This window comes from Mycolicibacterium mageritense (assembly GCF_010727475.1).
GTDB classification, from domain to species: Bacteria; Actinomycetota; Actinomycetes; order Mycobacteriales; family Mycobacteriaceae; genus Mycobacterium; species Mycobacterium mageritense.
Window position 1 is genome coordinate 742,713 of record NZ_AP022567.1, and the last position, 26,787, is coordinate 769,499.

At 67.4% G+C, this 26,787-nt stretch carries 25 protein-coding genes, 1 tRNA gene and 1 pseudogene; 17 read left to right on the top strand and 10 right to left on the bottom strand.

The window, feature by feature from the left end:
* Window positions 1–354, bottom strand: coding sequence for an Rv2640c family ArsR-like transcriptional regulator (locus tag G6N67_RS03575; protein ID WP_036438077.1), 354 nt, complete (start codon window positions 352–354; stop codon window positions 1–3).
* A gap of 100 nt (window positions 355–454) precedes the next feature.
* On the opposite strand from G6N67_RS03575, the gene G6N67_RS03580 reads away from it, so the two are divergent.
* The 3 genes and pseudogenes from G6N67_RS03580 (at window position 455) to arsB (ending at window position 2,777) form a co-directional block, all read left to right on the top strand.
* A complete protein-coding gene (locus G6N67_RS03580) occupies window positions 455–883 on the top strand; it encodes an ArsI/CadI family heavy metal resistance metalloenzyme (RefSeq protein ID WP_036438078.1) in 429 nt (142 codons plus the stop codon).
* Window positions 884–946: 63 nt separating this feature from the next.
* Window positions 947–1,306: an ArsR/SmtB family transcription factor gene (locus G6N67_RS03585; RefSeq protein WP_036438080.1), complete on the top strand. Its 360-nt coding sequence runs from the start codon at window positions 947–949 to the stop codon at window positions 1,304–1,306.
* A pseudogene (gene arsB / locus G6N67_RS03590) lies at window positions 1,303–2,777 on the top strand (ACR3 family arsenite efflux transporter). Before G6N67_RS03585 ends, arsB begins: the two are co-directional and overlap by 4 nt.
* Window positions 2,778–2,798: 21 nt before the next feature.
* Here the strand turns inward: arsB and G6N67_RS03600 are convergent.
* The 3 genes from G6N67_RS03600 to mfd all read right to left on the bottom strand — a co-directional run bounded on the left by G6N67_RS03600 (window position 2,799) and on the right by mfd (window position 8,433).
* Window positions 2,799–3,845 carry a nucleoside triphosphate pyrophosphohydrolase gene (locus tag G6N67_RS03600; protein ID WP_036438086.1) on the bottom strand — a complete coding sequence of 349 codons (1,047 nt, stop codon included), beginning with the start codon at window positions 3,843–3,845 and terminating at the stop codon, window positions 2,799–2,801.
* A gap of 180 nt (window positions 3,846–4,025) precedes the next feature.
* Window positions 4,026–4,559, bottom strand: a complete 534-nt coding sequence (locus G6N67_RS03605; protein ID WP_036438786.1) for a hypothetical protein — start codon at window positions 4,557–4,559, stop codon at window positions 4,026–4,028.
* A gap of 241 nt (window positions 4,560–4,800) precedes the next feature.
* Complete coding sequence (gene mfd / locus G6N67_RS03610; protein WP_036438089.1) at window positions 4,801–8,433, bottom strand: transcription-repair coupling factor; 3,633 nt, start codon at window positions 8,431–8,433, stop codon at window positions 4,801–4,803.
* Between the two features lie 69 nt (window positions 8,434–8,502).
* Between mfd and G6N67_RS03615 the strand changes: the two genes are divergently transcribed.
* Both G6N67_RS03615 and lysA read left to right on the top strand, forming a co-directional pair.
* A complete protein-coding gene (locus tag G6N67_RS03615) occupies window positions 8,503–9,063 on the top strand; it encodes a hypothetical protein (RefSeq protein WP_051579069.1) in 561 nt (186 codons plus the stop codon).
* Between the two features lie 84 nt (window positions 9,064–9,147).
* Window positions 9,148–10,488 carry a diaminopimelate decarboxylase gene (gene lysA / locus G6N67_RS03620; RefSeq protein ID WP_036438091.1) on the top strand — a complete coding sequence of 447 codons (1,341 nt, stop codon included), beginning with the start codon at window positions 9,148–9,150 and terminating at the stop codon, window positions 10,486–10,488.
* Between the two features lie 3 nt (window positions 10,489–10,491).
* On the opposite strand, the gene G6N67_RS03625 is transcribed toward lysA, so the two are convergent.
* Window positions 10,492–11,085, bottom strand: coding sequence for a TetR/AcrR family transcriptional regulator (locus G6N67_RS03625; protein WP_036438791.1), 594 nt, complete (start codon window positions 11,083–11,085; stop codon window positions 10,492–10,494).
* An 86-nt stretch (window positions 11,086–11,171) separates the two neighbouring features.
* On the opposite strand from G6N67_RS03625, the gene G6N67_RS03630 reads away from it, so the two are divergent.
* From G6N67_RS03630 to pth, 8 genes are all read left to right on the top strand, one after another.
* Window positions 11,172–11,243, top strand: a tRNA-Gln gene (locus G6N67_RS03630).
* 72 nt (window positions 11,244–11,315) lie between these two features.
* Window positions 11,316–12,767, top strand: a complete 1,452-nt coding sequence (glmU, locus tag G6N67_RS03635; RefSeq protein WP_036438093.1) for a bifunctional UDP-N-acetylglucosamine diphosphorylase/glucosamine-1-phosphate N-acetyltransferase GlmU — start codon at window positions 11,316–11,318, stop codon at window positions 12,765–12,767.
* Window positions 12,768–12,993: 226 nt separating this feature from the next.
* Entirely contained in the window at window positions 12,994–13,974 is a 981-nt protein-coding gene (locus G6N67_RS03640) for a ribose-phosphate diphosphokinase (RefSeq protein ID WP_036438095.1), read from the top strand.
* Window positions 13,975–14,337 (top strand): arsenate reductase (glutaredoxin), encoded by a 363-nt coding sequence (gene arsC / locus G6N67_RS03645; protein ID WP_036438098.1) that lies wholly within the window; start codon window positions 13,975–13,977, stop codon window positions 14,335–14,337.
* A complete protein-coding gene (locus G6N67_RS03650) occupies window positions 14,334–14,981 on the top strand; it encodes an LpqN/LpqT family lipoprotein (protein ID WP_036438100.1) in 648 nt (215 codons plus the stop codon). The genes arsC and G6N67_RS03650 overlap by 4 nt, the downstream gene beginning before the upstream one ends.
* Window positions 14,982–15,008: 27 nt before the next feature.
* On the top strand, window positions 15,009–15,878 hold the full coding sequence (locus tag G6N67_RS03655; RefSeq protein ID WP_036438102.1) for an oxidoreductase: 870 nt from the start codon (window positions 15,009–15,011) through the stop codon (window positions 15,876–15,878).
* A gap of 144 nt (window positions 15,879–16,022) precedes the next feature.
* The gene (locus G6N67_RS03660; RefSeq protein WP_036438104.1) at window positions 16,023–16,670 is read left to right on the top strand and encodes a 50S ribosomal protein L25/general stress protein Ctc; all 648 of its coding nucleotides are present in this window, start codon (window positions 16,023–16,025) and stop codon (window positions 16,668–16,670) included.
* Window positions 16,671–16,676: 6 nt separating this feature from the next.
* Entirely contained in the window at window positions 16,677–17,252 is a 576-nt protein-coding gene (gene pth, locus G6N67_RS03665) for an aminoacyl-tRNA hydrolase (protein WP_036438107.1), read from the top strand.
* 117 nt (window positions 17,253–17,369) lie between these two features.
* Here pth and G6N67_RS03670 read toward each other — a convergent pair whose 3' ends face one another.
* A complete protein-coding gene (locus tag G6N67_RS03670; RefSeq protein WP_036438110.1) occupies window positions 17,370–18,404 on the bottom strand; it encodes an epoxyqueuosine reductase in 1,035 nt (344 codons plus the stop codon).
* A gap of 109 nt (window positions 18,405–18,513) precedes the next feature.
* On the opposite strand from G6N67_RS03670, the gene G6N67_RS03675 reads away from it, so the two are divergent.
* A complete protein-coding gene (locus G6N67_RS03675; RefSeq protein ID WP_036438113.1) occupies window positions 18,514–19,047 on the top strand; it encodes a DUF6611 family protein in 534 nt (177 codons plus the stop codon).
* Window positions 19,048–19,173, top strand: a complete 126-nt coding sequence (locus G6N67_RS39465; RefSeq protein WP_268951251.1) for a hypothetical protein — start codon at window positions 19,048–19,050, stop codon at window positions 19,171–19,173.
* Window positions 19,174–19,188: 15 nt separating this feature from the next.
* Here G6N67_RS39465 and G6N67_RS03680 read toward each other — a convergent pair whose 3' ends face one another.
* Entirely contained in the window at window positions 19,189–20,826 is a 1,638-nt protein-coding gene (locus G6N67_RS03680; protein WP_036438116.1) for a fatty acyl-AMP ligase, read from the bottom strand.
* Between the two features lie 298 nt (window positions 20,827–21,124).
* On the bottom strand, window positions 21,125–22,093 hold the full coding sequence (locus tag G6N67_RS03685) for a 4-(cytidine 5'-diphospho)-2-C-methyl-D-erythritol kinase (protein ID WP_036438119.1): 969 nt from the start codon (window positions 22,091–22,093) through the stop codon (window positions 21,125–21,127).
* Window positions 22,094–22,161: 68 nt separating this feature from the next.
* Between G6N67_RS03685 and G6N67_RS03690 the strand changes: the two genes are divergently transcribed.
* Together G6N67_RS03690 and G6N67_RS03695 are read left to right on the top strand one after the other, a co-directional pair.
* Window positions 22,162–23,019, top strand: a complete 858-nt coding sequence (locus G6N67_RS03690; RefSeq protein WP_036438121.1) for a serine/threonine-protein kinase — start codon at window positions 22,162–22,164, stop codon at window positions 23,017–23,019.
* Between the two features lie 68 nt (window positions 23,020–23,087).
* Entirely contained in the window at window positions 23,088–24,602 is a 1,515-nt protein-coding gene (locus G6N67_RS03695; RefSeq protein ID WP_036438125.1) for an amino acid permease, read from the top strand.
* A 61-nt stretch (window positions 24,603–24,663) separates the two neighbouring features.
* On the opposite strand, the gene rsmA is transcribed toward G6N67_RS03695, so the two are convergent.
* On the bottom strand, window positions 24,664–25,575 hold the full coding sequence (rsmA, locus tag G6N67_RS03700) for a 16S rRNA (adenine(1518)-N(6)/adenine(1519)-N(6))-dimethyltransferase RsmA (RefSeq protein ID WP_036438128.1): 912 nt from the start codon (window positions 25,573–25,575) through the stop codon (window positions 24,664–24,666).
* Entirely contained in the window at window positions 25,572–26,699 is a 1,128-nt protein-coding gene (locus G6N67_RS03705) for a resuscitation-promoting factor (protein ID WP_036438131.1), read from the bottom strand. The genes rsmA and G6N67_RS03705 overlap by 4 nt, the downstream gene beginning before the upstream one ends.
* Between the last annotated feature and the right edge of the window lie 88 nt (window positions 26,700–26,787).

Here is a 26,787-nt window from a genome sequence, read left to right on the forward strand (position 1 = left end):
TCACCGGCAACAGTTGGGGTCGAGCACGGTGCACAGGGCCTGCATGGCAGTAGGCCGCACGCGGTGGAAGACGTTCATGCCACGCCGCTCCGATTCCAGCAGGCCCGCCTTGCGGAGTTGACCAAGGTGATGGCTCACGGTCGACTCGGTGACGCCCAGAACCGCGGCCAGGTCACCGCTGACCTGCTCCCCCGCGTCGAACAGGTGCGACATGATCTTGACGCGCACCGGATCGGCAAGTGCCTTGAGCCGCATGGCGATCTGCAGCGCGTCATCGTCACTGAGCGGCCCGGCCGCAACGGGCGCGCAACACACCGGGGTGGACATGTCGATCACCGGCAACGACTTCGGCATGTGTCCATGGTGCCACCTTATTGACATATATCAAAAAAGGTGGCAAGTTGAGGGCACCTACTAATTCGATATATGTCGAATCAGATTCAGGAGGTCTCACATGTCCCGCGTCCAGCTCGCACTCAACGTCGATGACCTCGACGAGGCGATCACGTTCTACTCCAAGCTGTTCAACACCACCCCCGCCAAGGTCAAGCCGGGCTATGCGAACTTCGTGGTCACCGAGCCACCGCTGAAGCTCGTGCTGCTGGAGAACCCGGGACAGGGCGGCAGCCTCAACCACCTCGGCGTCGAAGTCGCATCGAGCTCGCAGGTGCATGCCGAGATCGCGCGGCTGACGGGCGAAGGGCTGTTCACCGAAGAAGAGCTCGCCACGACGTGCTGCTTCGCCACGCAGGACAAAGTCTGGGTGACCGGTCCGGGCGGCGAGAAGTGGGAGGTCTACACCGTGCTGGCCGATTCCGAGACGTTCGGGCCCGCGCAGGATCAGCTCGACGTTTCGGCCGGCAAGGGGGCGTGCTGCGGCTGAGCCGGCACTTTTTGAACCGCGCCGCACTTGCCTCGTGGATTCGATAGATGTCAATATCGACAGGTGTCGAAGTCACCACAGACCAACACCGACTGCTGCCCGCCGGGCGCGTTGTTGCGTGAACCGCTGTCCGCCGAGGCTGCCACGAGGATCGCGACCAAACTCAAGGCACTGGGCGATCCGGTGCGGCTGCAGTTGTTCAGCCGGATCGCCAGTCACGCCGGCGGCGAGGCGTGCGTATGCGACATCTCCACGGGCGTCGACGTCAGCCAGCCCACCGTTTCTCATCACCTCAAGGTGCTGCGCGACGCCGGGCTGCTGACATCGGAGCGCCGGGCGTCGTGGGTGTATTACGCGGTGGCGCCGGAAGCACTTTCGCAGGTCTCGGCCGTGTTCGAAATCCTCGACGGGGCGCGCACATGACCGACACCGTTGCCGCCGCACCGCACGCACCGGGCAAGCTCTCCACGCTGGACCGGCTGCTGCCCGTGTGGATCGGATTGGCGATGGCCGTGGGACTCGCGCTGGGCCGCCTTGTCCCCGGACTGAACACGGCGCTGGAAAAGGTTCAGATCGACGGCATTTCACTGCCGATCGCACTGGGACTGCTGATCATGATGTACCCGGTGCTGGCCAAGGTGCGTTACGACCGCCTCGACGCCGTGGCGGGCGACCGCAAGCTGCTCATCTCCTCGCTACTGCTGAACTGGGTGCTCGGGCCCGCGCTGATGTTCGCGTTGGCCTGGCTGCTGCTGCCCGACCTCCCCGAATACCGCACGGGACTCATCATCGTCGGGTTGGCCCGCTGCATCGCGATGGTCGTGATCTGGAACGACCTCGCGTGCGGCGATCGCGAAGCCGCCGCGGTGCTGGTGGCGCTGAACTCCCTGTTCCAGGTGGCGATGTTCGCCGTGCTCGGCTGGTTCTACCTGAGCGTGGTACCCGGCTGGCTCGGCCTGGAACAGACCACCATCAATGCCTCACCGGGGCAGATCGCACAGTCGGTGCTCATCTTCCTCGGCATCCCGTTGCTGGCCGGCTACTACTCGCGCCGCGTCGGGGAGAAGACCTTGGGCCGGGACTGGTACGAGAGCAGGTTCCTGCCTGCCGTGGGCCCGTGGGCGCTGTACGGACTCTTGTTCACCATCGTGATTCTCTTTGCGTTACAAGGTGATCAGATCACCAGCCGCCCACTGGACGTCGTCCGCATCGCGGTGCCGCTGCTGGCCTACTTCGCCATCATGTGGGGCGGCGGCTACGCCCTCGGCGCCGCACTCGGGCTGGGCTATCGACGCACCACGACACTGGCATTCACGGCCGCGGGCAACAACTTCGAGCTGGCCATCGCGGTCGCGATCGCGACCTTCGGCGCCACATCGGGCCAAGCCCTGGCCGGTGTGGTCGGACCGCTCATCGAGGTGCCCGTCCTCGTCGCGCTGGTCTACGTATCCCTGGCGCTACGCAGCCGATTTCAGGAGCGAGCATGAAGAAACCGACCGTGCTGTTCCTGTGCACGCACAACGCCGGGCGCTCCCAGATGGCGCTCGGGTTTTTCAATCATCTCGCCCGAGGTCACGCGCTCGGCTGGTCAGGCGGTTCGGAACCGGCTGATCAGATCAACCCCGCCGCGGTCGCCGCGATGGCCGAGGTCGGAATCGACATCACGCGTGAGTATCCCAAGCCGTGGACCGACACCGTGGTGCGCTCGGCCGATGTCGTGGTGACGATGGGCTGCGGCGACACCTGCCCGTATTTTCCCGGAAAGCGTTACGAGAACTGGGAATTGCCCGATCCGGCGGGCCAGCCCGTCGACATCGTCCGCGGCATTCGCGACGACATCGAGCAACGCGTGCGGGGCCTGCTGACGGACCTGGGGGTGACCGTCACCCAGTAGGGAATCCGCAGCCGGCGCGGATCAGTCGCCTGCCTCGGCGACCGGATCCTCGGAATCGGTCTGCGCCTCGTCCGGCTCGTCGGCGGGTTGCTCGTCGGCAGCGTCAGGCTCGGACTCGGGCTCGAGCTCCGCGGGCCAGTATGCGCGCCACTCCTCTTCGGTGATGGTGCCCAGCGGCGTGACGTCGAGTTCCTCGGGGACATCTTCACCGCGACGGCCCGCAGCGACGTCGATCTCGACCTGGCGCACGGTGTCCATGAACTCCAACACCGCTGTGCGCAGTTCGTTCTCGGCATCGGTGTCGGCCGACACCGTCACGGACGTGAGACCCGCGGGGACCAGATCCGGTGGCAGGCCTGCCTGTGCGACCCGGGCGAGCACTTTCTGCGCCAACGCCAGAGCGGGCTGTCCCGTGGGCACATCGTCCATCGACGAGACGAATGCCTTCTTCCGCAGCTTTTCTTCAGCCTTGCGCTCTTCCCACTGGGCCAGCTGCTCGTCCAGCGAAATCGATTCGCCCGCAAGCACAGCGGGCACGCGGTTGCCGAGCTTGCGGACCAGGGAATCGGCCACGTCGTCGATGCTGAACGGATGCTGCGGCGCGTCCTCGGCGATGCGGGCGTGGAACAGCACCTGCAGCAGCACGTCGCCGAGCTCTTCCCGCAGCTCGTCGGCGTTGCCGCCCCGCACGGCGTCGAACAGTTCGTAGGTCTCCTCGAGCAGGTAGCGGCGCAGCGAGTCGTGAGTCTGCTCGCTCTCCCACGGCCCGGCGGTACGCAGCTTGTCCATCATGGTCACCGCGTCGACCAGCCGCTCGCCGGGCTGCGCCTCGGGCGCGGCGATCAACCGCGCGCCTGCGGCCAGCCGGGCCTTCACGGCAGGATGTTCGGGATCCGAGGACAGCAGCACGGGCGCGTCGTCACCGTCGTATGCGGGCCGTGCCGCGGGCAACGACCACGGCACCTTGACCGGCATCTCCTCGGTGTACTGCACATCACCCGTGAGCAGATCGATCGCGTCGACGGGGACCAATGACGGGCGGCGGGGGTCGACCAGTACGACGGTCATCGGGCTACACCCCCTCACGCATTTCGACGAGACCGCTGATCTCGGTTATACCAACGTTGCCGGGCCTCGACACGCCTGGTGAGCACCGGCAACGCTGCATTTCGCTGTCGCCGGGGTCGCCCCATGCGGGATGGCCGCCCTGCCCGGAGGCAAGGCGGCCATCATGTCATATTCGCCGACTCAGGATTCCGGCGGGAACTGGCCGTCCGGGACCACCCAGTGGCCCGGTGTCTGCTCGTAGAACGGGTTGGCCACGCCGTTCACCGTGGCCTGCGTCTTGAGCTGGCCAGGCGGCACGCCGTAGAACGGGTTCTCGACACCGTTGATCACCGGCGAACTGGTCAGCTGCCCGGGCGGAATGTGTGCGCCCGGAACCCGGAAGTAGTTGTCCACCTCGGGGAACTGGACGGTGGGCAGGTTCACATCGGGCGCGTTAACACTGGGCAGGTTAACGCTCGGCACGTTCACGTCGGGAACGTTCACACTAGGCACGTTCACGTCGGGAACGTTCACACTAGGCACGTTCACGTCGGGAACGTTCACACTAGGCACGTTCACGTCGGGCACGTTCACACTCGGCACGGTCACCCCCGGTGCCGGCGGTGGCGGCGGCACGGTCGGATCGGCTTGCGCCAGGCCTGTGCCCAGGCCAAATGCGCCGAGTCCCAGTGCACCCGCCATCGTCGTGGTTACGGCAAACTTCTTGAAGTTCATGTTCACTCCTTCGCCTTGCGTCACCGCGATCGCCCCACAAACAGGTGGCAATCGCGTGATGTTCGGTTTGGGAAATTGCATGACCGCCCTATGGCCGACGATCTTGCCGCCTCTCATCTGGACGACAACGCAACACCATTCGCCCCCCCGCTGCGTATGTCGGATGCCCGCGACGGCGCGTTAACAGCGGTTCGGGAATTCGTGTCGGACGCACGCGTAAAAACCGCGCACTACCAGGCGATCAGGACGAGGAATTGAATTTCGCGGCGATGTCGAAGTCGGCGGGCGACTTGCCGTTGAGCACCAGCACCAGACCCGCAACCATCTGCACCAGCTCGAGATCGCGGATGCGGGGTGATCCGACGCCGTCACCGGCCCGCGGGATGGGCACCTGCACGGTCGAGGTCGTCGCGCGGTAGTGTCCACCCGGATACACGCGTTTGAGCCGCAATTGCGCGGAATCCGGCAGTACCACCGGGGAGAGCTTGATGGTCGACGCCGATACCGCTCCGACGTCGGTGATGCCGTATTCGCGGCACAACAGCCGCAGCCGCGCGACCGCGACCAGGCGCTGCGCCGGCTCGGGCAGCGGACCGTACCGGTCGACGAGCTCGTCCACCACGGCAGCCACGGCGGTCTCGTCGGACGCGGCGGCCAGGCGCCGGTAGCCCTCGAGGCGCAACCGGTCGCTGCCGATGTACTCGGGCGGCAGGTGCGCGTCGACGGGCAGATCGACCCGCACCTCCTTCGGCTCTTCCGGTGCCGCAACGGTTTTCCCGTCCGCGGCGGCACGGTAGGCCTCGACGGCCTCACCGACCAGCCGCACGTACAGGTCGAAGCCAACGCCCGCAACGTGACCGGACTGCTCGACACCCAAAACGTTGCCCGCGCCGCGGATTTCGAGATCCTTCATGGCGACCGCCATGCCCGCGCCGAGCTCGTTGTTCTGCGCGATGGTGGCCAGCCGGTCATAGGCCGTCTCGGTCAGCGGCACCTCGGGCGGATAGAGGAAGTAGGCATACCCGCGCTCCCGGCTGCGGCCCACCCGGCCCCGCAACTGATGCAGCTGCGACAAGCCGAACGTGTCCGCGCGCTCGACGATCAGCGTGTTGGCATTCGAGATGTCCAGTCCCGTCTCGACGATCGTCGTGCACACCAGGATGTCGTACTCCCGGTTCCAGAACCCCTCGACCGTCTTCTCCAGGGTTTCCTCGTTCATCTGCCCGTGCGCGACGACGACGCGTGCTTCGGGGACGAGCTGACGAATCCTGGCTGCGGCCTGGTCGATCGACCGCACACGGTTGTGGATGTAGAACGCCTGGCCGTCCCGCAGCAGCTCACGGCGCAACGCGGCCGCCACCTGCTTCTCGTCGTGCGGACCCACGTAGGTCAGCACGGGATAACGCTCTTCGGGTGGCGTGAGGATCGTCGACATCTCCCGAATGCCGGCCAGGCTCATCTCCAACGTGCGTGGGATCGGCGTTGCGCTCATGGTCAGCACGTCGACGTGCGTGCGCATCGACTTGATGTGCTCCTTGTGCTCGACGCCGAACCGCTGTTCCTCGTCGACGATGATGAGCCCCAGGTCTTTCCACGTCACGCCGGTCTGCAACAGCCGGTGGGTGCCGATCACGATGTCGACCGAGCCGTCCTTCATGCCCTCCATCACGGCGCGCGATTCGGCGGGATCGGTGAACCGCGACAAACCCTTGACCGTCACGGGGAAACCGGCCATCCGGGTGGTGAACGTCTGCAGGTGCTGATCGGCCAGCAGCGTCGTCGGCACCAGCACGGCCACCTGCTTGCCGTCCTGCACGGCCTTGAACGCCGCGCGCACCGCGATCTCGGTCTTGCCATACCCGACGTCGCCGCAGATCACGCGGTCCATCGGAACGGGCTTCTCCATGTCGGCCTTGACCTCGGTGATGGCCGTCAACTGATCGATGGTCTCGGTGAACCCGAACGCATCCTCCATCTCGTTCTGCCACGGCGTGTCCGGGCCGAACGCATGCCCTGGCGCGGACTGACGCTTGGCATAGAGCGCCACGAGTTCGCTGGCGATCTCCCGAACCGCCCGGCGCGCTTTGGTTTTGGTGTTGGCCCAATCGCTGCCGCCGAGCCGCGACAGGGACGGCGCCTCCCCGCCGACATAACGCGACAGCTGGTCGAGCGAATCCATGGGCACATACAGCCGGTCCGACCCACCACCGCGTTTGGCCGACGCGTACTCGAGCACCAGGTACTCGCGGCGGGCACCGCCGACGACGCGCTCGGTCATCTCGACGAACTTGCCGATGCCGTGCTGATCGTGCACGACGAGGTCGCCGGCGGTCAGCGCGAGCGGGTCGACGACGTTACGCCGTTTGGCCGCAAGCTTTTTGCCTTCACTCGCGGTGACCCGGTTGCCGGTCAGATCCGTCTCGGTGATGATCACGAGGTTCGCGCCCGGCAGGATCACGCCGTCGTGCAGCGGTCCCTTGAGCACGCCGACCACACCGGCCTTTGGCGCCTCGCCGGACTCCAAGATCGCTGCGGGAGTGTCGGATTCACCGAGCTGCTCGACCACGCGGTGCGCGGTACCGGTACCCGGCGTGACGATGGCCGCGAACCCGCCGGTGGCGACGTGTGCGCGCAGCATCGCGAAGATCTCTTCGAGGCTCTGCTGGCTGCGCGCCGACGGGGCCGGGCGCAGGTCGAGCTCGGTGGCGTCGCCGTCGGACAACTGGCTGAGCGTCCACCACGGGTGTCCGCCGGCGCGCGCCGCGTCGCGGGCCTCGGCAAACGGGACGAACCCGGATGCACCGAGCGACTCGATGTCGATCGGGACGTCCCCGCCGACCGCAGCCGTCGACCACGACGCCTCCAGGAACTCACGGCCGGTCTTGATCAGATCGGCAGCGCGGGTCCGGACCTTCTCCGGGTCGCACACGAGCACCGGGGCGCCGTCGGGCAGATGGGTCGTCAGCGTCGTCGGCTCGACCGGATGCAGCAGGGGCAGCAGTGCCTCCATACCGTCCACCGGGATGCCCTCGGCGAGCTTGGCGAGCATGTCCGGCACGCTGCCCGGCACGCTGTTGTCGTTGGTCGGGTGCTCGGCGGACAGAGCCGCGGCCCGCTCCTGTACATCGGCCGTCATCAGCAGCTCGCGGCACGGCACGGCCACCACGGACTCGACCGGGATCTCCGGGATCGAGCGCTGGTCGGCGATGGAGAACATGCGCATCTCCGAGACCTCGTCGCCCCAGAACTCGACGCGCACGGGATGCTCGGCGGTCGGCGGGAAGAGGTCGAGGATGCCGCCGCGGACCGCGAACTCGCCGCGTTTGCCGACCATGTCGACACGCGTGTAGGCGAGACCGACGAGCCGGGCGATGACGTCGTCGAACTCGGCCTCGGCGCCCAGCGTCAGCGTCACGGGCTCGATGTCGATCACGTCGGGTGACATCGGTTGCAGCAACGAGCGGGCCGTGGTCACGATGACCCGCAACGGCGGCCCGAGCCGCGCGTCGTCGGGATGGGCCAGCCGGCGCAGCAACAGCAACCGGGCCCCGACCGTCTCCACCCCGGGTGACAGCCGCTCGTGCGGCAGGGTCTCCCAGGACGGGAACAGCGCGACGGCGTCGCCGAGGACACCGCGCAGCTCGGCGGTGAGGTCGTCGGCCTCCCGGCCGGTCGCGGCGACCACCAGCAGCGGGCCGGTCTTGGCCAACGCGGAGGCCACCAGCACGCGGGAACTGGCCGGGCCGACCAGCGCGAGATCGGCGGGCCGATCGGCGGCGCGCGCGATGAGTTCGGTGAAGGTCGGTGCGGTCAGTGCCAGCTCGACCAGCCCCGCAATCGGGGTCTGGACATGGTTGTGCCCCGGTGCGGTCATGATGTGCCCATTCTACGGGGCCGAAAATCGGTGCCTCTGGCCCACCACCGCGGGGTCGATCATTGATTGATGAAGCGTTTCGCGGTGGGGCTCGTCGCGATGACGACGGCGGTGCTCGCGGCACTGTGGCTCGTCACCCGCCCCGCGCCTGCCCCGTCGGCGCCCGTGCCGACCCACCTCACGGCGGACGGCGTCCCCGATTTCGCGGCGTACCCGGTGGCCGCCCCCGAGCGGTACCGGCTCAACGACGAATTCCCGACGCAGGGCTTTCGGACCTCCACCGGCTTCGTCTGCGTGACCCTGCAGCACCGGGCGATGTTCGCGCTCGACTGCCAGGGTCCGTTCGCCGGCGCCCCGGGCGGGGCCAACCACGTGCACCTGTTCAGCTACGGCCCGGGCAACGCGTCGCTGCCGATCCAGTTCAGCCACAACGATCAGGTGGTGTCGGACTTCTACGACGTCGACCAGGACCACCTGCCCGTGCTTCCGGCAGGCGAGGTCTACGGCGAGGGCTACACGGCCTGCGTCCACACCGACGAGATCCTGCTCGCGTGCCGGATCTCGGATCCTGTGAAGGGCAACGGGTTCATCGCAACCGCGACCACCACCACGACGTTCGGGCAGCGATGAAGTTCACGTCAGGATCTGCCGCAACGCCGTAAAGGGACCGTCAAGTCCGGTGACGGCGGGCCCGCCGACGCCCACCGTGAAGACATGACATTGCTGGAGATCCTGCCTTCCCTGCGCGACGCCGCGATACCGCGAATCGATCCGGCGATCTGGCCGCTGACCACGCGGGTCGACGAGCAGGGCCGCATCACGATCGGCCGGCTGGCCTTGACCGAGATCGCCGACGAGTTCCGAACCCCGGCCTATGTGCTCGACGAGGCGGATTTCCGCAGTCGCGCGCGGCACTATCGCAGCGCGCTGCGCGGCACCGAGGTGGTGTACGCCGGTAAAGCGTTACTGACCACGCGGGTGGCCCGGTGGGCCGCAGAGGAGGGGCTCGGGGTCGACGTGTCGTCGGCGGCCGAGCTGGCGACCGCGCTGGCCGGTGGCGTCGCCCCGGACCGCATCGTGCTGCACGGCAACGCCAAGTCCTGCGACGAGTTGCGGGACGCGGTCGACGTCGGGGTCGGTCGCGTCGTGGTCGACTCCCTGATGGAGATCGCCTACCTCGCCGGGTTGGCGCGTCGCCGCCAGCGGGTGCTGATCCGGGTGACACCGGGCATCGACATCGGTGGGCACCGGGCCGTCGCGACCGGGGTGTGCGACCAGAAGTTCGGCTTCGCTCTAACGGGTGAGCATGCCTTCGAGGCCGTGGCGCGCGTATTGGCAAGTCCCCAGCTCGAATTGGTGGGCCTGCACTGCCACATCGGATCGCTGGTCACCGACCCGGAACCCTACGGCGAGGCGATCCGCCGGCTGATCGCCGCGATGGCCGATGTCCGCCGCACCCATGGCGTGACGCTGACCGAGTTGAACATCGGTGGCGGACACGGTGTTCCGTATGTTCCCGGCGACAAGGCGCTGGACCTGTCCGCATTGGCCGAGGTCATCGACGAAGCCCTCGACGCCGCGTGTGCCACCGAACGGTTCCCGCGGCCCCGCGTGGTCGTCGAACCGGGCCGGGCCATCAGTGCGCGGGCCGGAGTCACCCTGTACCGCGTGTGCGCGGTCAAGTCCCAGCCGGGCGGGCGGACGTTCGTCGCGGTGGACGGCGGCATGAGCGACAACCCGCGCGTCGCCCTGTACGGCGCGAAATACACTGTCGCGCTGGCCAACCGGCATCCGCTCGGACCGAGCATGAAGGTGACCGTGGCAGGCAGGCACTGCGAGTCGGGCGACGAGATCATCCGCGACGTCGACCTGCCCGCCGACATCCGGCCCGGCGACCTGCTGGCCGTGGCGTGCACGGGCGCCTACCACCACAGCATGGCCTCGACGTACAACATGGTGGGCCGCCCACCGGTGGTGTCGGTGCGCGACGGGCGGGCCGAGCTCTTGGTGCGGCGCGAGACGACGGCCGATCTGCTGGCGCGCGACCTGGGGTGAGGGCTACTCCTCGTGCAACACCGGATCGGGCTCGAGATGGGTCAGCCCGTTCCACATCAGGTTGACCACGTGAGCGGCCACCACTTCTTTCTTCGGCTCGCGCACGTCGAGCCACCATTGGGCGGTCATCGACACTGAACCGACGAGTGCCTGCGCATACAACGGAGCCAACTCGGGATCCAGTCCGCGCCGGGAGAAGTCTCCTGCCAGGATCGAGGACACCTGGTTGACCGCGTCGTTGAGCAACGTCGAGTACGTGCCCGAGGTAATCGCCGCCGGCGAGTCGCGGATCAGGATGCGGAAACCGTCGGTGCGTTCCTCGACGTAGGTCAGCAGGGCCAAGGCGACCCGCTCGACGCGTACCCGGGACCGGTTGTTGGTCAGTGACGACGTGATGCCGTCCAGCAGCGCCGACATCTCGCGGTCCACCACCACCGCGTAGAGCCCCTCCTTGCCACCGAAGTGCTCGTAGACCACGGGTTTGGAGACGTTGGCGCGCAGTGCGATCTCCTCGATCGAGGTGCCCTCGTAGCCACGTTCGGCGAAGAGCGACTTGGCGATCTCGATGAGCTGCTGCCGCCGCTCACTGCCCGTCATCCTGGCGCGGGGCGCACGCACTTCCTTGTCGGGTGCTGCCACGCGCCCCAGCCTATCGGCTTGCACTAGAGTCTCGGAGTGATCAGTCCGTCGTGGTGTAATCGGCAGCACCTCTGATTTTGGTTCAGATAGTTCAGGTTCGAGTCCTGGCGACGGAGCAAGGCTTGCCGAGGCTTGCGTAGCGACCACGTGCAGGCGCACTCGCGGCAATCTCGGGCAGTGAGGAGATCATGACCGCATCGACCGAAGCCGCAGTCATCGTATTGGCCGCAGGGGCCGGTACGCGCATGCGTTCGGACACCCCCAAGGTGCTGCACACCCTCGCCGGGCGCAGCATGCTCAGCCACGCGGTGCACACCGCGGCCAAGGCCGCCGCCCAGCATCTGGTCGTGGTGCTCGGCCACGACCGCGAGCGCATCACCCCCGCGGTCGGCGAGCTCGCCGACAAGCTGGGACGCACCATCGACATCGCGATCCAGGACGAGCAGCTCGGCACCGGGCATGCCGTCGGCTGCGGCCTGGCCGCGCTGCCCACGGATTTCGCCGGCACCGTCGTGGTGACCTCAGGTGACGTCCCGCTGCTCGACGCCGAGACCCTGGCCGGCCTCATCGCAGGCCACAGCGCCGAAACCGCCGCGGTCACCGTGGTGACCACCACCGTGCCCGACCCCACGGGCTACGGCCGCGTGCTCCGCACGCAGGACAACGAGGTCATCGGCATCGTCGAGCAGGCCGACGCGAGCCCGTCGCAACGCGCGATCCGCGAGATCAACGCGGGCGTGTACGCGTTCGACATCGCCGACCTGCGCTCGGCGCTGAGCCGGCTGCGCTTCGACAACGCGCAGCACGAGCTGTACCTCACCGACGTCATCGCGATCGTCCGGCAGGACGGCCGCACCGTGCGCGCCATGCATGTCGACGACAGCGCGCTGGTCGCCGGCGTCAACGACCGGGTTCAGCTCGCCGACCTTGGCGCCGAACTGAACCGCCGCATCATCGCCGGGCACCAGCGCGCGGGCGTGACGATCATCGACCCGGCCACCACGTGGATCGACATCGACGTGACCATCGGCCGTGACACCGTCGTCCGGCCCGGCACACAGCTGCTCGGCACCACCGAGATCGGTGCGCGTTGCGAGATCGGCCCCGACTCGACCCTGACCGACGTCGAGGTGGGCGACGGCGCATCGGTGGTGCGCACCCACGGTGAGCTCGCGGTGATCGGCGCGGACGCGACCGTCGGGCCGTTCACCTACCTGCGGCCCGGCACGATGCTCGGTGCCGCCGCCAAGCTCGGCGCCTTCGTCGAGACCAAGAACTCGACGATCGGCACCGGCACCAAGGTGCCGCACCTGACGTACGTGGGCGACGCCGACATCGGCGACCACAGCAACATCGGTGCGTCGAGCGTATTCGTCAACTACGACGGCGAGAGCAAACACCGCACCACGGTCGGCAACCATGTGCGTACCGGCTCGGACACCATGTTCATCGCGCCGGTCAACGTCGGCGACGGCGCCTACACCGGGGCCGGAACCGTGCTGCGCGACGACGTCCCTCCGGGTGCGCTGGCGGTGTCCGACAACGCTCAGCGCAACTTCGAGGGTTGGGTCGAACGCAAACGTCCGGGCTCGGCGGCCGCCGAAGCGGCGCGCAAAGCCCGCGAAGCACAGGACGACTAGGCGGCAACCGGTTGTGCGGCGGATTGCGGTCAGCATTGAGCAGTAATCCGCCGCGCTGATGGATACCGGCCGCGAGCGTGCGGTCGTGCCGGAAACCGGCGTGAACGCGCACCGTCGGCAGCGGATTCGACGCTTTGTGTTCGCATTCTGGCAACCCGCCAACGCGCACCCGGAAACGCTACGTACGATTGGCCCGTATCGATCCCCGACCGCGAAGGCAGCCACAGTGGCCACGGACTGGACCGACAATCGAAAAAACCTGATGTTGTTCTCAGGCCGGGCGCACCCCGAACTGGCTGATCAGGTTGCCAAGGAACTAGACGTTCACGTCACCGCGCAGACCGCCCGGGACTTCGCCAACGGCGAGATCTTCGTGCGGTTCGACGAGTCGGTGCGCGGCTGCGACGCGTTCGTGCTGCAGTCGCACCCCGCGCCGCTCAACCAGTGGCTCATGGAACAGCTGATCATGATCGACGCGCTCAAGCGCGGCAGCGCCAAGCGGATCACGGCGATCTTGCCGTTCTATCCCTATGCCCGCCAGGACAAGAAGCACCGCGGCCGCGAGCCCATCTCGGCCCGGCTGGTCGCCGATCTGCTCAAGACCGCGGGCGCCGACCGCATCGTGTCGGTCGATCTGCACACCGACCAGATCCAGGGCTTCTTCGACGGCCCGGTGGACCACATGCGCGGCCAGTCGCTGCTGTGTGGCTACATCGCCGAGAACTACGCCGACCACGACATGGTCGTGGTCTCCCCCGACTCCGGCCGCGTCCGCGTCGCCGAGAAGTGGGCCGACTCGCTGGGTGGCGTGCCGCTGGCGTTCATCCACAAGACCCGCGACCCGCTGGTGCCCAACCAGGTGAAGTCCAACCGCGTCGTCGGCGAGGTCAAGGGCAAGACCTGCATCCTCACCGACGACATGATCGACACCGGCGGCACCATCGCCGGTGCGGTCAAGCTGCTCAAGGAGGACGGCGCCAAGGACGTGATCATCGCCGCGACCCACGGCGTGCTGAGCGATCCCGCCCCGCAGCGTCTCGCCGAGTGCGGCGCGCGCGAGGTGATCGTGACCAACACCCTGCCGATCACCGAGGAAAAGCAGTTCCCGCAGCTGACCGTGCTGTCGATCGCACCGCTGCTGGCCAGCACCATCCGCGCGGTGTTCGAGAACGGTTCGGTGACCGGGCTGTTCGACGGGTCCGCCTAGATGGCTGGATCCGATGGGCGGCCCGCCGCCGTCATCTACCACAACCCTAAGTGCTCGACCTCCCGCAAGACACTGGATCTGTTGCGGGAGAACGGGATCGAGCCGGAGATTGTGCAATACCTGAAGACGCCGCCGACGCGCGCGGAGTTGAAGCAGATGATCGCCGACGCAGGTATCGACGTGCGCACCGCGGTGCGCAAACGCGAATCGCTGTACACCGAACTGGGTTTGGCCGATGCTTCCGGCGACGAACTGCTCGACGCGATGGCTGAGCATCCGATCCTGATCGAGCGCCCGTTCGTCGTGACGTCCAAGGGCACCCGGCTGGCCCGGCCGATCGACGCGGTGCGCGAGATTCTGTGAGCCGGGCGGTTGCGGTCGTAACGACCGTGCTGGCGCTGCTGCTCGCCGGCTGCGGCGCGAAGACGCCTGACTACCAGTCGATCTGGACGACGAGCGCAACCACGACCGCGCCGACCAGCACCGAGGCGCCCGTGCCCATCTCGGTCTTCCTGGAGAGCATCGGCGTGGTGGGTGAACCGGTCGCGCCCGAGAAGATCCCCGACCTGACGGTCACGATGCCCACGCCGCCGGGCTGGCACCCGTACTCGAATCCGAACCTCACCCCGGGAACGCGGATGATCGCCAAGGGCGACACCTACCCGACCGCGATGCTGCTGGCGTTCAGCCTGCACGGCGACTTCGACGTGGCAAAGGCCCTCAAGGAACACGGCTACGCCGATGCGCAGCTGTCGGAGAACTTCAAGCAGCTCAACGCCTCTCTGGACGATTGGCGCGGTTTCCCGTCGGCGATGATCGAGGGCTCCTACGACCTCAACGGACGGCGCATGCAGAGCTACAACCGCCTGGTCATCCCCACGGGCGCGGTGGCTCCCCCGCAGCGTTACCTGGTCCAGCTCACCATCACGACGTACGCCGACCAGGCCGAAGCCCAGGCCAAGGACATCGAGTCGATCATCACGGGCTTCAACATCGCCAAGAAGTGACCGTCGGGCCCGCCTAGGCTGTCCCCCATGAGCGAATGGACTGCCGCGGATCTGCCGTCATTCACCGGGCGCACGGTCGTCGTCACCGGCGCCAACAGTGGACTCGGCCTGATCACCGCGCGCGAGCTCGCCCGCGTGGGCGCCAAGGTCATCGTGGCCGTACGCAACCTCGACAAGGGCACCGCCGCGGCCGCGACCATGACGGGTGGGCCGGTCGAGGTTCGCAAGCTGGACCTGCAGAGCCTGGATTCGGTGCGCGAGTTCGCAGGCGCCGTCGAGACGGTCGACGTGCTGATCAACAACGCGGGCATCATGGCGGTGCCGCTGGCCAGGACCGCCGAGGGCTTCGAGAGCCAGATCGGCACCAATCACCTCGGCCATTTCGCGCTGACCAACCTGCTGCTGCCCAAGATCTCCGATCGCGTGGTCACGGTGTCGTCGCTGATGCACCTGATCGGTTGGATCAGCCTCAAGGATCTGAACTGGAAGTCGCGGCCGTACCTGGCCTGGCCGGCCTACGGGCAGTCCAAGCTGGCCAACCTGCTGTTCACGTCGGAGCTGCAGCGCCGGCTGTCCGCGTCGGGCTCGTCGGTGCGGGCCGTTGCGGCCCACCCCGGCTATTCGGCCACCAACCTGCAGGGCCACACGGGCCGCCCACTGAGCGACAAGGTCTACACGGCGGCCAACAGGATCGCGACGTCCGCCGACTTCGGTGCCCGTCAGACGTTGTATGCCGCGTCGCAGGACGTGCCCGGCGACAGCTTCATCGGCCCGCGATTCGGCATGCGTGGGCCCACCGGCCTGAGCCCCCGCAGCCCGCTGGCTCGCCGGACCGACACCCAGCAGGCCCTGTGGGAGCTTTCCGAGCAGCTCACCGACACCGCCTACCCTCTGTAGATTTTTGTCCCGGGTGCTGCTCTTGCTACCCTGACCAGGCGTCACGGCGAGGGTGGACCTATCGGACCACCGTTATCGACGGGAACTTGGTGTTGCAACCCTGGCCGTGCTGACGAATCCGGACCAGGAAAGAGGAGCACCACCATGGCCAAGACTTCGGCCCCCAACAAGCTGACCGCATCCGTGCGTACCCGCACGGGCAAGGGCGCATCGCGCCAGGCCCGTCGCGCCGGCAAGGTGCCCGCCGTGCTGTACGGCCACGGCACCGACCCGCAGCACCTGGAGCTCAACGCGCACGACTTCGCCGCTGTGCTGCGTAACTCGGGCACCAACGCCGTGCTCACGCTCGACATCGACGGCACGGAACAGCTCGCGCTGACCAAGGCACTGGAGATCCACCCGATCCGCCGCAACATCCAGCACGCCGACCTGCTCGTCGTGAAGCGTGGCGAGAAGGTGACCGTCGAGGTCACCGTCGTCATCGAGGGCGACGCCGTCCCGGGCACGCTGGTGACCCAGGACACCAACACCATCGAGATCGAGGCCGAGGCGCTGTCGATCCCCGAGCAGCTCACCGTGTCGATCGAGGGCGCCGAGGCCGGCACCCAGTTCGCGGCGGGCCAGATCGAGCTGCCCAAGGGCGTCAACCTGATCTCGGATCCCGAGCTGCTGGTCGTCAACGTCGTGGCCGCGCCGACCGCCGAAGAGCTCGACGCCGAGGGCGCGGGCGAGGCCGCCGAGGCTGCCCCCGCGGCCGAGGAGGAGCCGGCCGCCGAAGAGTCCGCCGAGTAGTCGACCGTGGCCGAGCCGTTGCTGGTGGTGGGCCTGGGCAACCCCGGGCCCGCCTACGCCAAGACCCGGCACAACGTCGGGTTCATGGTGGCCGACGTACTGGCCGGACGCATCGGCTCGGCCTTCAAGGTGCACAAGAAATCCGGCGCCGAGGTGGTGACCGGCCAGCTCGCCGGACAGCCGGTGGTGCTGGCCAAACCGCGGTGCTACATGAACGAGTCGGGCCGCCAAGTCGGTCCGCTCGCCAAGTTCTATTCGGTGCCCGCCGCGCGCGTCGTGATCATCCACGACGAACTCGACATCGACTTCGGCCGCATCCGGCTCAAGTTCGGCGGCGGCGTGGCCGGGCACAACGGCCTGAGGTCGGTGGCTTCGGCGTTGGGCGGCAACGATTTTGCGCGTGTCCGCGTCGGGGTCGGCCGGCCGCCCGGTCGCAAGGACGCGGCCGCGTTCGTGCTCGAGGCCTTCAACTCCGTCGAGCGCCCCGAGGTGCCTACCATCTGCGAGCAGGCCGCCGACGCGACCGAACTCTTGATCGCGCAGGGCATCGAGCCCGCGCAGAACACCGTGCACGCCTGGTAGTTCGCCTGCTGGATTTTCCCCGCCGAGCAATCCTTCTTTGCCGAGCAGACATGTAGGTACCCCGGAAAGCGCATTCCTGGGTACCGGAACGTCTGCTCGCGGGTAGTGCGAGCGGGTTCACCGCAAGCGCATACCGCCGTCGACCACCTTCACCGTCTTGTGCGGGTACCGTTTCTCGGCGTGGGCCTTGGCGGCCGAGTTCGGTAACACGTAGAGCGTTTCCTTCTTCTCCTGCAACGGTTTGAGCACCAGGTCCATGAAGCGCTTGCGGTCGTCGAGGTAGGGCTCGATCACGTCTTCGCCCGCCGGGCACACCGCCAGGCAGTAGGCCGCCTTGTAGTTGGCCTTGAACGACAGGCTCTGCCACATCGACGCGTTCTCCGAATCACTGACCCGCGAACGGAAATCCGCGGCGTCGTCGCTGTCGGCGATGGTCTGCGCCCAGTCGGTGAACCCGCCCATGAACTCGCGGTAGTTGTGCACTGAGCAGGCCAAGAAGTCGAACTCGCCGTCCTTGCCGATCGCGCCGACGGGGCAGGCCGCCACACACAGCTTGCATTCCAGGCACGGCGAATAATCCAGTGGCGCACCGTAACTGCTCACGGGCGCGCCGACCAGGATGGTGGCAAGCAGGATGAAGTTGCCGAACCTGGGGTGGATCACGTTGCGGTGGATGCCCATGACGCCCAGTCCCGCGGCCACCGCGACCGGCTTGTGCGCCACCACCCAGATCCGGCCGGGGAATCTGTCCATCTCCATGGGGAACGTCGCCGACGGATTCAGCGCGCGCTGCCCGGCATCCTCGAGCGCACGCGTGATGCGGTGCGCGGCTTCGTTGATGATCTCGCCGGTGCGGTGGAACTCCTGGTTCGCCACGCTGCGGGCGGTCGAGCGCACGTTGTCGCGGTTCATCTTCACCACGAGCGAGATATAGCTGCGCACGCCGGGCAGTGCCGCCTCGGCATGCTCGCGTTCCGACGCGAGCGCGGGATCGTCGACGGACGCGAACGCCACGTCGTCGGCACCGGCGTCCCGACACAGCTGCCGCAGCCAGTCCGCGTCGATCATGCGCGGCACGTCGGCGGCGGCGCGGGCCCGCACCGCACGCACGGTCGGATGCTCGGCGAGGCGGGCGGGGATTCTGTTCGTCATCCATCTGAGTATAGATACCTATACTCAGCGCGCAAATGCTTGTCCGCCAGGCGTAAAGAAACCGTTCAGATGCTGAATTGCCGGCACCGGCAGGGGTACACCCGAAGGTATGAACACGAACGTGCTGCACCACTGCGGGGAGCGGCTCCTCGACGGCGCCCGGACCTGGGGTGCGGTCGAGGCCCGGCCCGGGCGGTTCGGCATCACCCACTACCGCCTGGTGGTCTACCCGCCCGGTCTGAGCCGCTCAGAACACCGCTGGCTCCGGCTGTGGCGGGGCTGGCCGATGTGGGGCGGGCTGCTGTGGCTCGCGTGCGTGATCACGCTGACCGCGAGCATGCAGCGGTGGCCGGCGATCGGCCTCGCCACCGCGGTGTTCGCCGGGACGGGTGTGGTCACCGCGGTCCGGGCCGGCGACGCCCGGGCTCGCGTACACGTGCTGTGCGCGACGACCATGGCCGGCTACGACGATCCCGGCAATCTCACGAGCCGCGACCGGCTGGTGAGCCTGGCCGGGGTCATGATCGTCGCCGACGACCGCCTCGCCGCGGGAGAGCTGAGCGCCGTCGATCACGAGCTGATCTGGTGGCACATCTATGACCAGGTCGCCGCCGAGAGCGCGGCTGCGCGCCGGGCCGCGTAGATGGCGAACCTGCTCGAGGTGCTGGTGCTGATGGCTGCGCCGGTGACCGCACTGCTGTTCATGCGCCGCATCGTGGTCCGGCAGAACCGGGCCGCCGAGGCGCGCGAGTCGACGCCCAGTCAGTAGCGACTGGCCGCCGCGTTACTGGGTGACCAGGGAGACCGAGTTGGCGCGGCGCAGCTTGCCCGACGGCGTCTTGGGGATGGTGCCGGGGCCGAGTACGACGACGTTGCGCGGCCGCACGTCGACCTCGGTGACGACCTCGTGGGCGACCTGGTGCTCGATCCGGCGCACCTCGGCCGGATCCTGCCAGGCGTTGGATTCGACGGCCACCGCGAAGGTCTCGCGCGAGTGGCCGGCGTCGAGCCGCACCGCCACCGCGCAGCCGGGGCGCACGCCCTCGACGCGGCCCGCCGCACGCTCGATGTCGGTCGGGTAGATGTTGCGGCCCGCCATGATGATGACGTCCTTGACACGGCCGCACACCACGACGTTGCCCTCTTCGGTGATGTAGCCCAGGTCGCCGGTGTCATACCAGCCGTTCTCGTCCTGCGCGGGCAGGAAGCCACCCATCGTGATGTAGCCGGGCGTGAGCGATTCACCGCGCAGCTCGATCACGCCGACGCCGCGGGCCGGCATCACCTCGCCGTTCTCGTCGACGACGCGGGCCTCAAGATCCTGCAGCAGCGGCCCCAGCGAGGCCAGCCGCTTGGTGTTGCCCTTGGTCGCGGGCACCGCGCGACGCAGCGCGGCGAGCAGATCGGCGTCGACCTCGTCGACCACCAGGCCCGCGTTGCACGGCGAGAACGACACCGCGAGGCAGGTCTCGGCCATGCCGTAGGCCGGCAGGATCGCCGACGCCTTGAGCCCGAACGGCTTACCGGCGTCGATGAGATCCTCGACGTCGGCCGGCTCGACCGGCTCGGCACCCGACAGCGCGAACCGCAGGGTGGACAGGTCGAACTCGCCCGGCTTGGCCTGACGGCGCAGGCGCTTGGCGAACAACGCGTAGGCGAAGTTGGGCGCCGCGGTCATGGTGCCCTTGTACTTGTCGATCAGCCGCGCCCACAGCAGGGTGTCGCGCAGGAAGTCCATCGGCGTGACCTTGACGAGTTCGGCGCCGAAGTACATCGGGATGGTCAGGAAGCCGACCATGCCCATGTCGTGGAAGCACGGCAGCCAGCTCACCATGACGTCCTTGTCGACGTCGTACTCCGCGCCGACGAACATGGCCTCGGCGTTGGAGTGGATGTTGCGGTGCGTGATCTGCACGGCTTTGGGCGATCCGGTGGAGCCGCTCGTCAGCTGCATCAGCGCCAGGTCGTCTTCACCGGTCTCGACCGGGTCGATCGGGTCGGCGGCCAGCAGGTCGGCCACCTTCAATACCTTGATGCCCTTTTCTTCGAGCACCGGGGACGCCACCAGGAACGGCTCCGAGACGACGACAGCGGTGGCCTCGATCATGCCGATCACATTCATGGTGTCCTCGGCCCACACCGCGAGATCGGTGCGCGGCGTCGGCTGGTGCAGCATGGTCAGGCTCGCACCGCGCATCCAGACGGCCTGCGCCGTCGGCGCGATCTCCACCGGGAAGCCGGCCAGCACGCCGATGGCATCGCCAGGGCCGATCCCGGCCGCTGCCAGACCGCCGGCGATGCAGCGCGCCCGCTCGTGAACCTCGAGCCAGGTGTGCCGGACGGGCTCGTGCGGCTCGCCGGTCACCATGCCCCGAGAGCTCTCGTGGGCGTTGCGGTACATCTTCTCGGTGAATCTGCTCACGACGACCTCCTCGGCTTCCGGAGCCGTAGCGCCGGCGACATCGGGCCCGGTGTCAAAGCCCGGTTATCCATGCTCCGCCCCTTGAGCGGCACTTTTGGGTAGGCGCGCACACACAATTGGGGAGCGGTTGTGTCTCGAAACGGTGATGGCACGACCAGTTCGCGTGCAGTTGCCACACGGTTACGCGACCGCCCGCCGAGTACGGCGGGCGTAGCTACGTGACCGAGAGCATTCACCGTCGATCATCTTAAGAGACCCTTAAGTAGCTGCCAAACTGTCGCGACAATTGAGTCCTGAGTCACACCGACGGGGACGGCGTCGGCACGACGCGGGCACCGCTCACCGGGCCGCTGGCGACCCGCACCGTGCGGCACACACCGGCGCCTGACAGCTGTGCACCGACATCCACCGCGACCGTCGAGGATGGGCACAGGAACGCGCACGTCGGCCCGGAACCCGACACCATGCCGGCCAGCGCACCGGCCTCGACCCCGGCCCGCAGCGTGCGCCGCAGCTCCGGGTAGAGGCTCAGTGCGGCGGGCTGCAGATCGTTGCCCAGCAGGGCCGCCAGATCCGCCGCGTCGCCCGAGGCGAGTGCGGCCAGCACGGGCTCCGGCTCCTCGGCCCGCGGCGGTTCGGTGCGCGAGCTGTCGGCGCGCAGCCGGTCCAACTCCCCGAACACCTTCGGCGTGGACAAGCCCTTGCGCGCGAACGCGAGCACCCAGTGGAAGGTGTTGCGCGCCAGCACGGTGGCCAGCTCCTCGCCGCGGCCGGTGCCCAGCGCGGTGCCGCCGTGCAGCGCGAACGGCACGTCGCTGCCCAACTGCGCGGCCAGCGCGTGCAGATCCCGCCGCGGCAGCCCGAGCTCCCACAGCGTGTTCATCGCCACCAGGACCGCGGCCGCGTCGGCGCTGCCGCCCGCCATCCCGCCGGCCACCGGGATCGACTTCTCGATCGTGATCGCCACGTCCGGCGCGCGGCCGACATGCTCGGACAACAACTCCGCGGCCTGCCAGGCGAGGTTGCGCCGATCGGTCGGCAGTGCTTCCACACCCTCGCCGGTCATGGTCACCGACAGCAGGTCCGAGTTGCGGACGGTCACCTCGTCGAGCAGCGAGACCGCGTGGAACACCGTGGTGAGGTCGTGATAGCCGTCGTCACGCAGATCCCCGACCGCGAGGTACAGGTTGACCTTTCCGGGCGCACGCACGGTCACCGAACCGGTGGGAACCCATTCGGATGCGGTGCTGCCGTCGGATGCGGACACGGCCAAGACACTAGCGCCGTCCGCGCCGCACCGTAGGTGAACCCGGGCGGTGAACCTAAGCTGTTGAGGTGTCAGTGCCCGGCGAACTCATCGCGGGATACACCGTGGAGGCCGCCGTGGGCCGCGGCGGCTGGGCCGTGGTGTACCGGGCGCACGACGCCGACGGGCGCGCGGTGGCGCTCAAGATCCTCAACGAATCCCACCGCAAGCCCGATCAGCTGGCCCGGCTGCAGCGGGAGTTCGACTTCGCCCGCAGGCTCGCGCCCCACCCCAACATCGTCACGGTCTACGACGCGGGCCCGGCCTGGTTGGCCATGGAACTCGTCGACGGCGGCACGATCAGCGGCCTGGCCACGGTCAAGGAACGACTGTTGGCGCTGACCCAGATCGCCGCCGCGCTGGACCATGCGCACCGCGGCGGCATCGTGCACTGCGACGTCAAACCGGCCAACATTCTTGTGGACAAACCGTTCTCAAGGGCCGTGCTGATCGATTTCGGTGTGGCGCACTCCGTTTCGGAAGATGTCGCGCTCCGTCTGGCGCACGATGGCGGCCGCCTGACCCTCGACCCCGCCAGGCGGATAACGCAGCAGTCCCATGAATCGCACGCTCAGGTTCAGGCGTCACTGCCCTACTCGGCGCCCGAATTACTCAGCGGCAGAGCGCCGTCGGCGGCCACCGACGAATACTCGCTGGCGTGCACCACAATTGAGATGCTGACCGGCTCACCTCCGTTCTCAGCAAATACCGCCACGGGCATGGTGGACCACCAGCTGCATTCACCCCCGCCCAAGATCTCCCGGCAGCTCCCCTGGGTTCCCCACGCCGTCGACTCCATCCTGGCCAAGGCCATGGCGAAAAGGCCGGACAGTCGCTATGACTCGTGCACCGAGTTCATCAAGCTCATCACCAGGGCGCTGCGGTAACACGCTCATTAACACACGTTTTACGCCGACGAGTTCCGCTGAAACACTGCGTAGCTAACGTCGGCGCAATGTCTTCCACGTCATCTTCAGCGTCCTCGGCGACCGAGTACGACACCTCGGGACTCGCGCACGAAGACGAGGGATATCACAAGGGCCTCAAGCCCAGACAGCTCCAGATGATCGCGATCGGCGGGGCGATCGGCACCGGCTTGTTCATGGGTGCGGGCGGACGCCTGCACACCGCCGGGCCAGGTTTGTTCATCGTCTACGCGGTCTGTGGCCTGTTCGTGTTCTTCATCCTGCGCGCACTGGGCGAGCTTGTGCTGCACCGGCCTTCGTCGGGATCGTTCGTCTCCTACGCCCGCGAGTTCCTCGGCGAGAAGGCCGCTTACGTCGCGGGGTGGATGTACTTCTTCAACTGGGCGTGCACGTCGATCGTCGACGTCACGGCGATCGCGCTGTACATGCACTACTGGGGTGCGTTCAAGGCCATCCCGCAGTGGACCATCGCCCTGATCGCGCTGGTGATCGTGCTGACCGTGAACATGATCTCGGTGAAAGTCTTTGGCGAGATGGAGTTTTGGGCTGCGCTGATCAAGGTCGTCGCGCTCGTGACGTTCCTCGTGGTCGGCATCGTCTTCCTGGCCGGGCGCTTCACGGTCGAAGGCCAGTCGACCGGGTTCTCGGTCATCGCCGACAACGGCGGCCTGCTGCCGACCGGCCTGCTGCAACTCGTGATCGTCACGTCGGGCGTGATCTTCGCGTATGCCGCAGTGGAATTGGTCGGCACGGCCGCCGGTGAGACGGAGAACCCCGCGAAGGTCATGCCGCGCGCCATCAACTCGGTGGTGGTGCGCATCGCGGTGTTCTACGTGGGCTCGCTGATCCTGCTGGCCCTGCTGCTGCCGTACACGTCCTACCAGCAGGGCACGAGCCCGTTCGTCACGTTCTTCTCCAAGATCGGCGTGCCCGCGGCGGGCGACATCATGAACTTCGTGGTGCTCACCGCGGCGTTGTCGAGCCTCAACGCCGGGCTGTACTCGACCGGGCGCATCCTGCGCTCGATGGCGATGAACGGCAGCGCACCGCAGTTCACCGCGAAGATGACCAAGCGCGGCGTGCCGTTCGCCGGGATCGCGTTGACCGGTGTGTTCACGGTGCTCGGCGTTTTCCTCAACATGGTGGTGCCGTCCGAGGCGTTCAACATCGCGCTCGACCTCTCGGCACTCGGCATCATCGCGTCGTGGGCCACCATCGTCATCTGCCAGATCCAGCTGTACCGCTGGTCGAAGCGGGGGCTGCTGGCCCGGCCGGCGTTCCAGCTGTTCGGCACGCCGTACACGAGCTACGCCACCCTGGTCTTCCTGGCCGCCGTCACGGGCCTGATGTGCTACGAGAACTACTGGAACCTGGTGGCGCTCGTGGTCATCGTGCCCACGCTGATCATCGGCTGGTACCTGGTGCGCGGGCGGGTCATGCAGCTGGCCGCCGAACGCATCGGCTTCACCGGGAACTACCCCGTGGTGGCCGAGACGCCACTCATGGACGAGCTCCTGGAGGAGAACCGCAGGGACGACAAGTAGGCGACAACGAAAAAGGGTCGCTCACCGCGAAGGTGAGCGACCCTTTTTCGGCGAAATCGGCCTAGGTGACGCGGAGGCGCTCCAGCTTCTCCTGGGCGGCAGCCTCACCGGCGGCTTCCTTCGACCGCTGCAAAAGCCGGACGAAATCGGCGATGGCGAGCGTCTCGCCGCGCCGCGACGGGTCGATGCTGGCCGCCAGGAGGCGCTCAGCAGACTCGTTGCCAGATCCGGCCCAGTCCGCGAACGCGTTGCGGGACGTCTTGCGACGTTGCGCGAACGCGATGTCGATGAGGTTGAACACCTCGTCGCGGAACGCGGCATCGGTGGGCCACGCCGGCGTCTCGTACCGGTCGAGCCGGACCAGCCCCGAGTACACCCGGGGAATGGGCCAGAACACCGTCGGGGACACCATGCCGTGGCGGCGGACGTTGCCGTAGAACCGCGCCTTGGCGCTGGGCACGCCGTACTCCTTGCCACCCGGCTCCGCGGCGAGCCGCTCGGCCACCTCGGCCTGCACCATCACCATGACGGTGCGGATGGTCGGGAATTCGGCCAGCAAGTGCAGCAGTGCGGGCACTGCCACGTTGTACGGCAGGTTCGCGACGAGTGCCGTCGGCTGAACCTCCAGATCGCTGGGCATCAGGTCCAGAATGTCGCGGTTGAGGACCGTGAGCCGGTTGATCTCGCTATGTGAATGGTCGGCAATCGTGGAGGGTAACTGCCGCGCCAGCACTGGATCGATCTCCACCGCAGTGACGTGTGCGCCGCGGTCGAGCAGCGCCAGGGTCAGCGAACCGAGCCCTGGACCGACCTCGAGCACGTGGTCATGTCGGTGGACACCGGACGCCGACACGATGCGGCGAACAGTGTTGGCATCGTGGACAAAGTTCTGTCCGAACGATTTGCGCGGCCGGAAGTCAATCTCCTTGGCCAAACGTCGTATCTCGGTCCGCCCGAGCAGTCGAATAGTCAGCGCGCCCCAATCCTCCCGCTACACACCGGCCAGGCTCCCCAGCCTTGCCGGGCTTGCGTCACCGTAGCAATCGCAATTTGCTCTTCTCTAGTCGCCAGATCGGCTCTCGGAGCATACCGCAAACCGCCCTGACGTTCCCAGGTGTTTTGATCAAATTGGACGCCGCCGTAAAAACCGTTGCCGGTGTTGATGGCCCAGTTACCTCCGGCTTCGCACTGTGCGAGAGAGTCCCACTGGGCGCCGTTAGTTACCGGGGGAACTTCTGTACCGGGCTTCGCACCCACTCTCAGCACACCATCGCGGGCAGGGGTAATTACGACATTGGCTACTGGCAACCTGCCAGTTTCCACTCCGTTCACCTTGGCCACGGCAAAGGTCACGTCCTGAGTGCCCGGCGCGCCCGGATCCTCGACGACCGAGCGGCTCATGTTCATCGTGGGGTCTTCGATGCGCTGGTTGCCCGGCACCAGCGGAACGCGTTCCGTGACCTTTTCGATACGCATGCGGGTCACCTGAATGGTCATTCCGTCGACCACGGGGGCCGACGCGGCAGGCACCACGGTGTCGTTCTGCTGCAGCGGCGCGCCCGCGGCCTCGAGCAGACCGGCCACGTTCGGAGCCGCCAGGTGCACGGTGGAGGTGGCACCGCCGTCGTCCAGGTGCACGGTCTTGGCGCTCACCACCGGCAGGGCCATCCCGCCCAGCGGAACGCGGCTGCCGCGGGAGGCCGCGGCGGGCGCCTTGTCGGTCATCTGCAGCTGAGCCAGCGCCTCGTCGACAGTCGATGCCGTGGTCCACACCTGCTTGGTGTCCTGACCGTCCAGCGACACCTGCAGCGGGCGGCTGCGGCGCAGCACGATGTTGTCGGACTCGTGCACGGACGCGTCGGCCGCGGGGAAGAGGTCGTCACGGTCGTCGACGTCGTAACCGTTCTCCTCGACGATGTCGATGACCTTGGACTTCATGGTGGTGACCGTCATGTCCGCGCCGTCGACCGTGAGCGTCACGGTCTTGTGGGAGGAAACGGCCACGCCGCCTGCCGCGGTCAGCGACACCAAGAGCGCGCCGACAACGCCGCGGAGCATGGGCGATCGGGATTCATGAAGTTTGTTCAGAACGTTCACTGTGTCTCGTCTTCTCCGGTTCCGACGGCAGAGTTCACCCACGCACGTCACACGGTTGATCACAAGACGGTAACGAAATGGTCTAGAA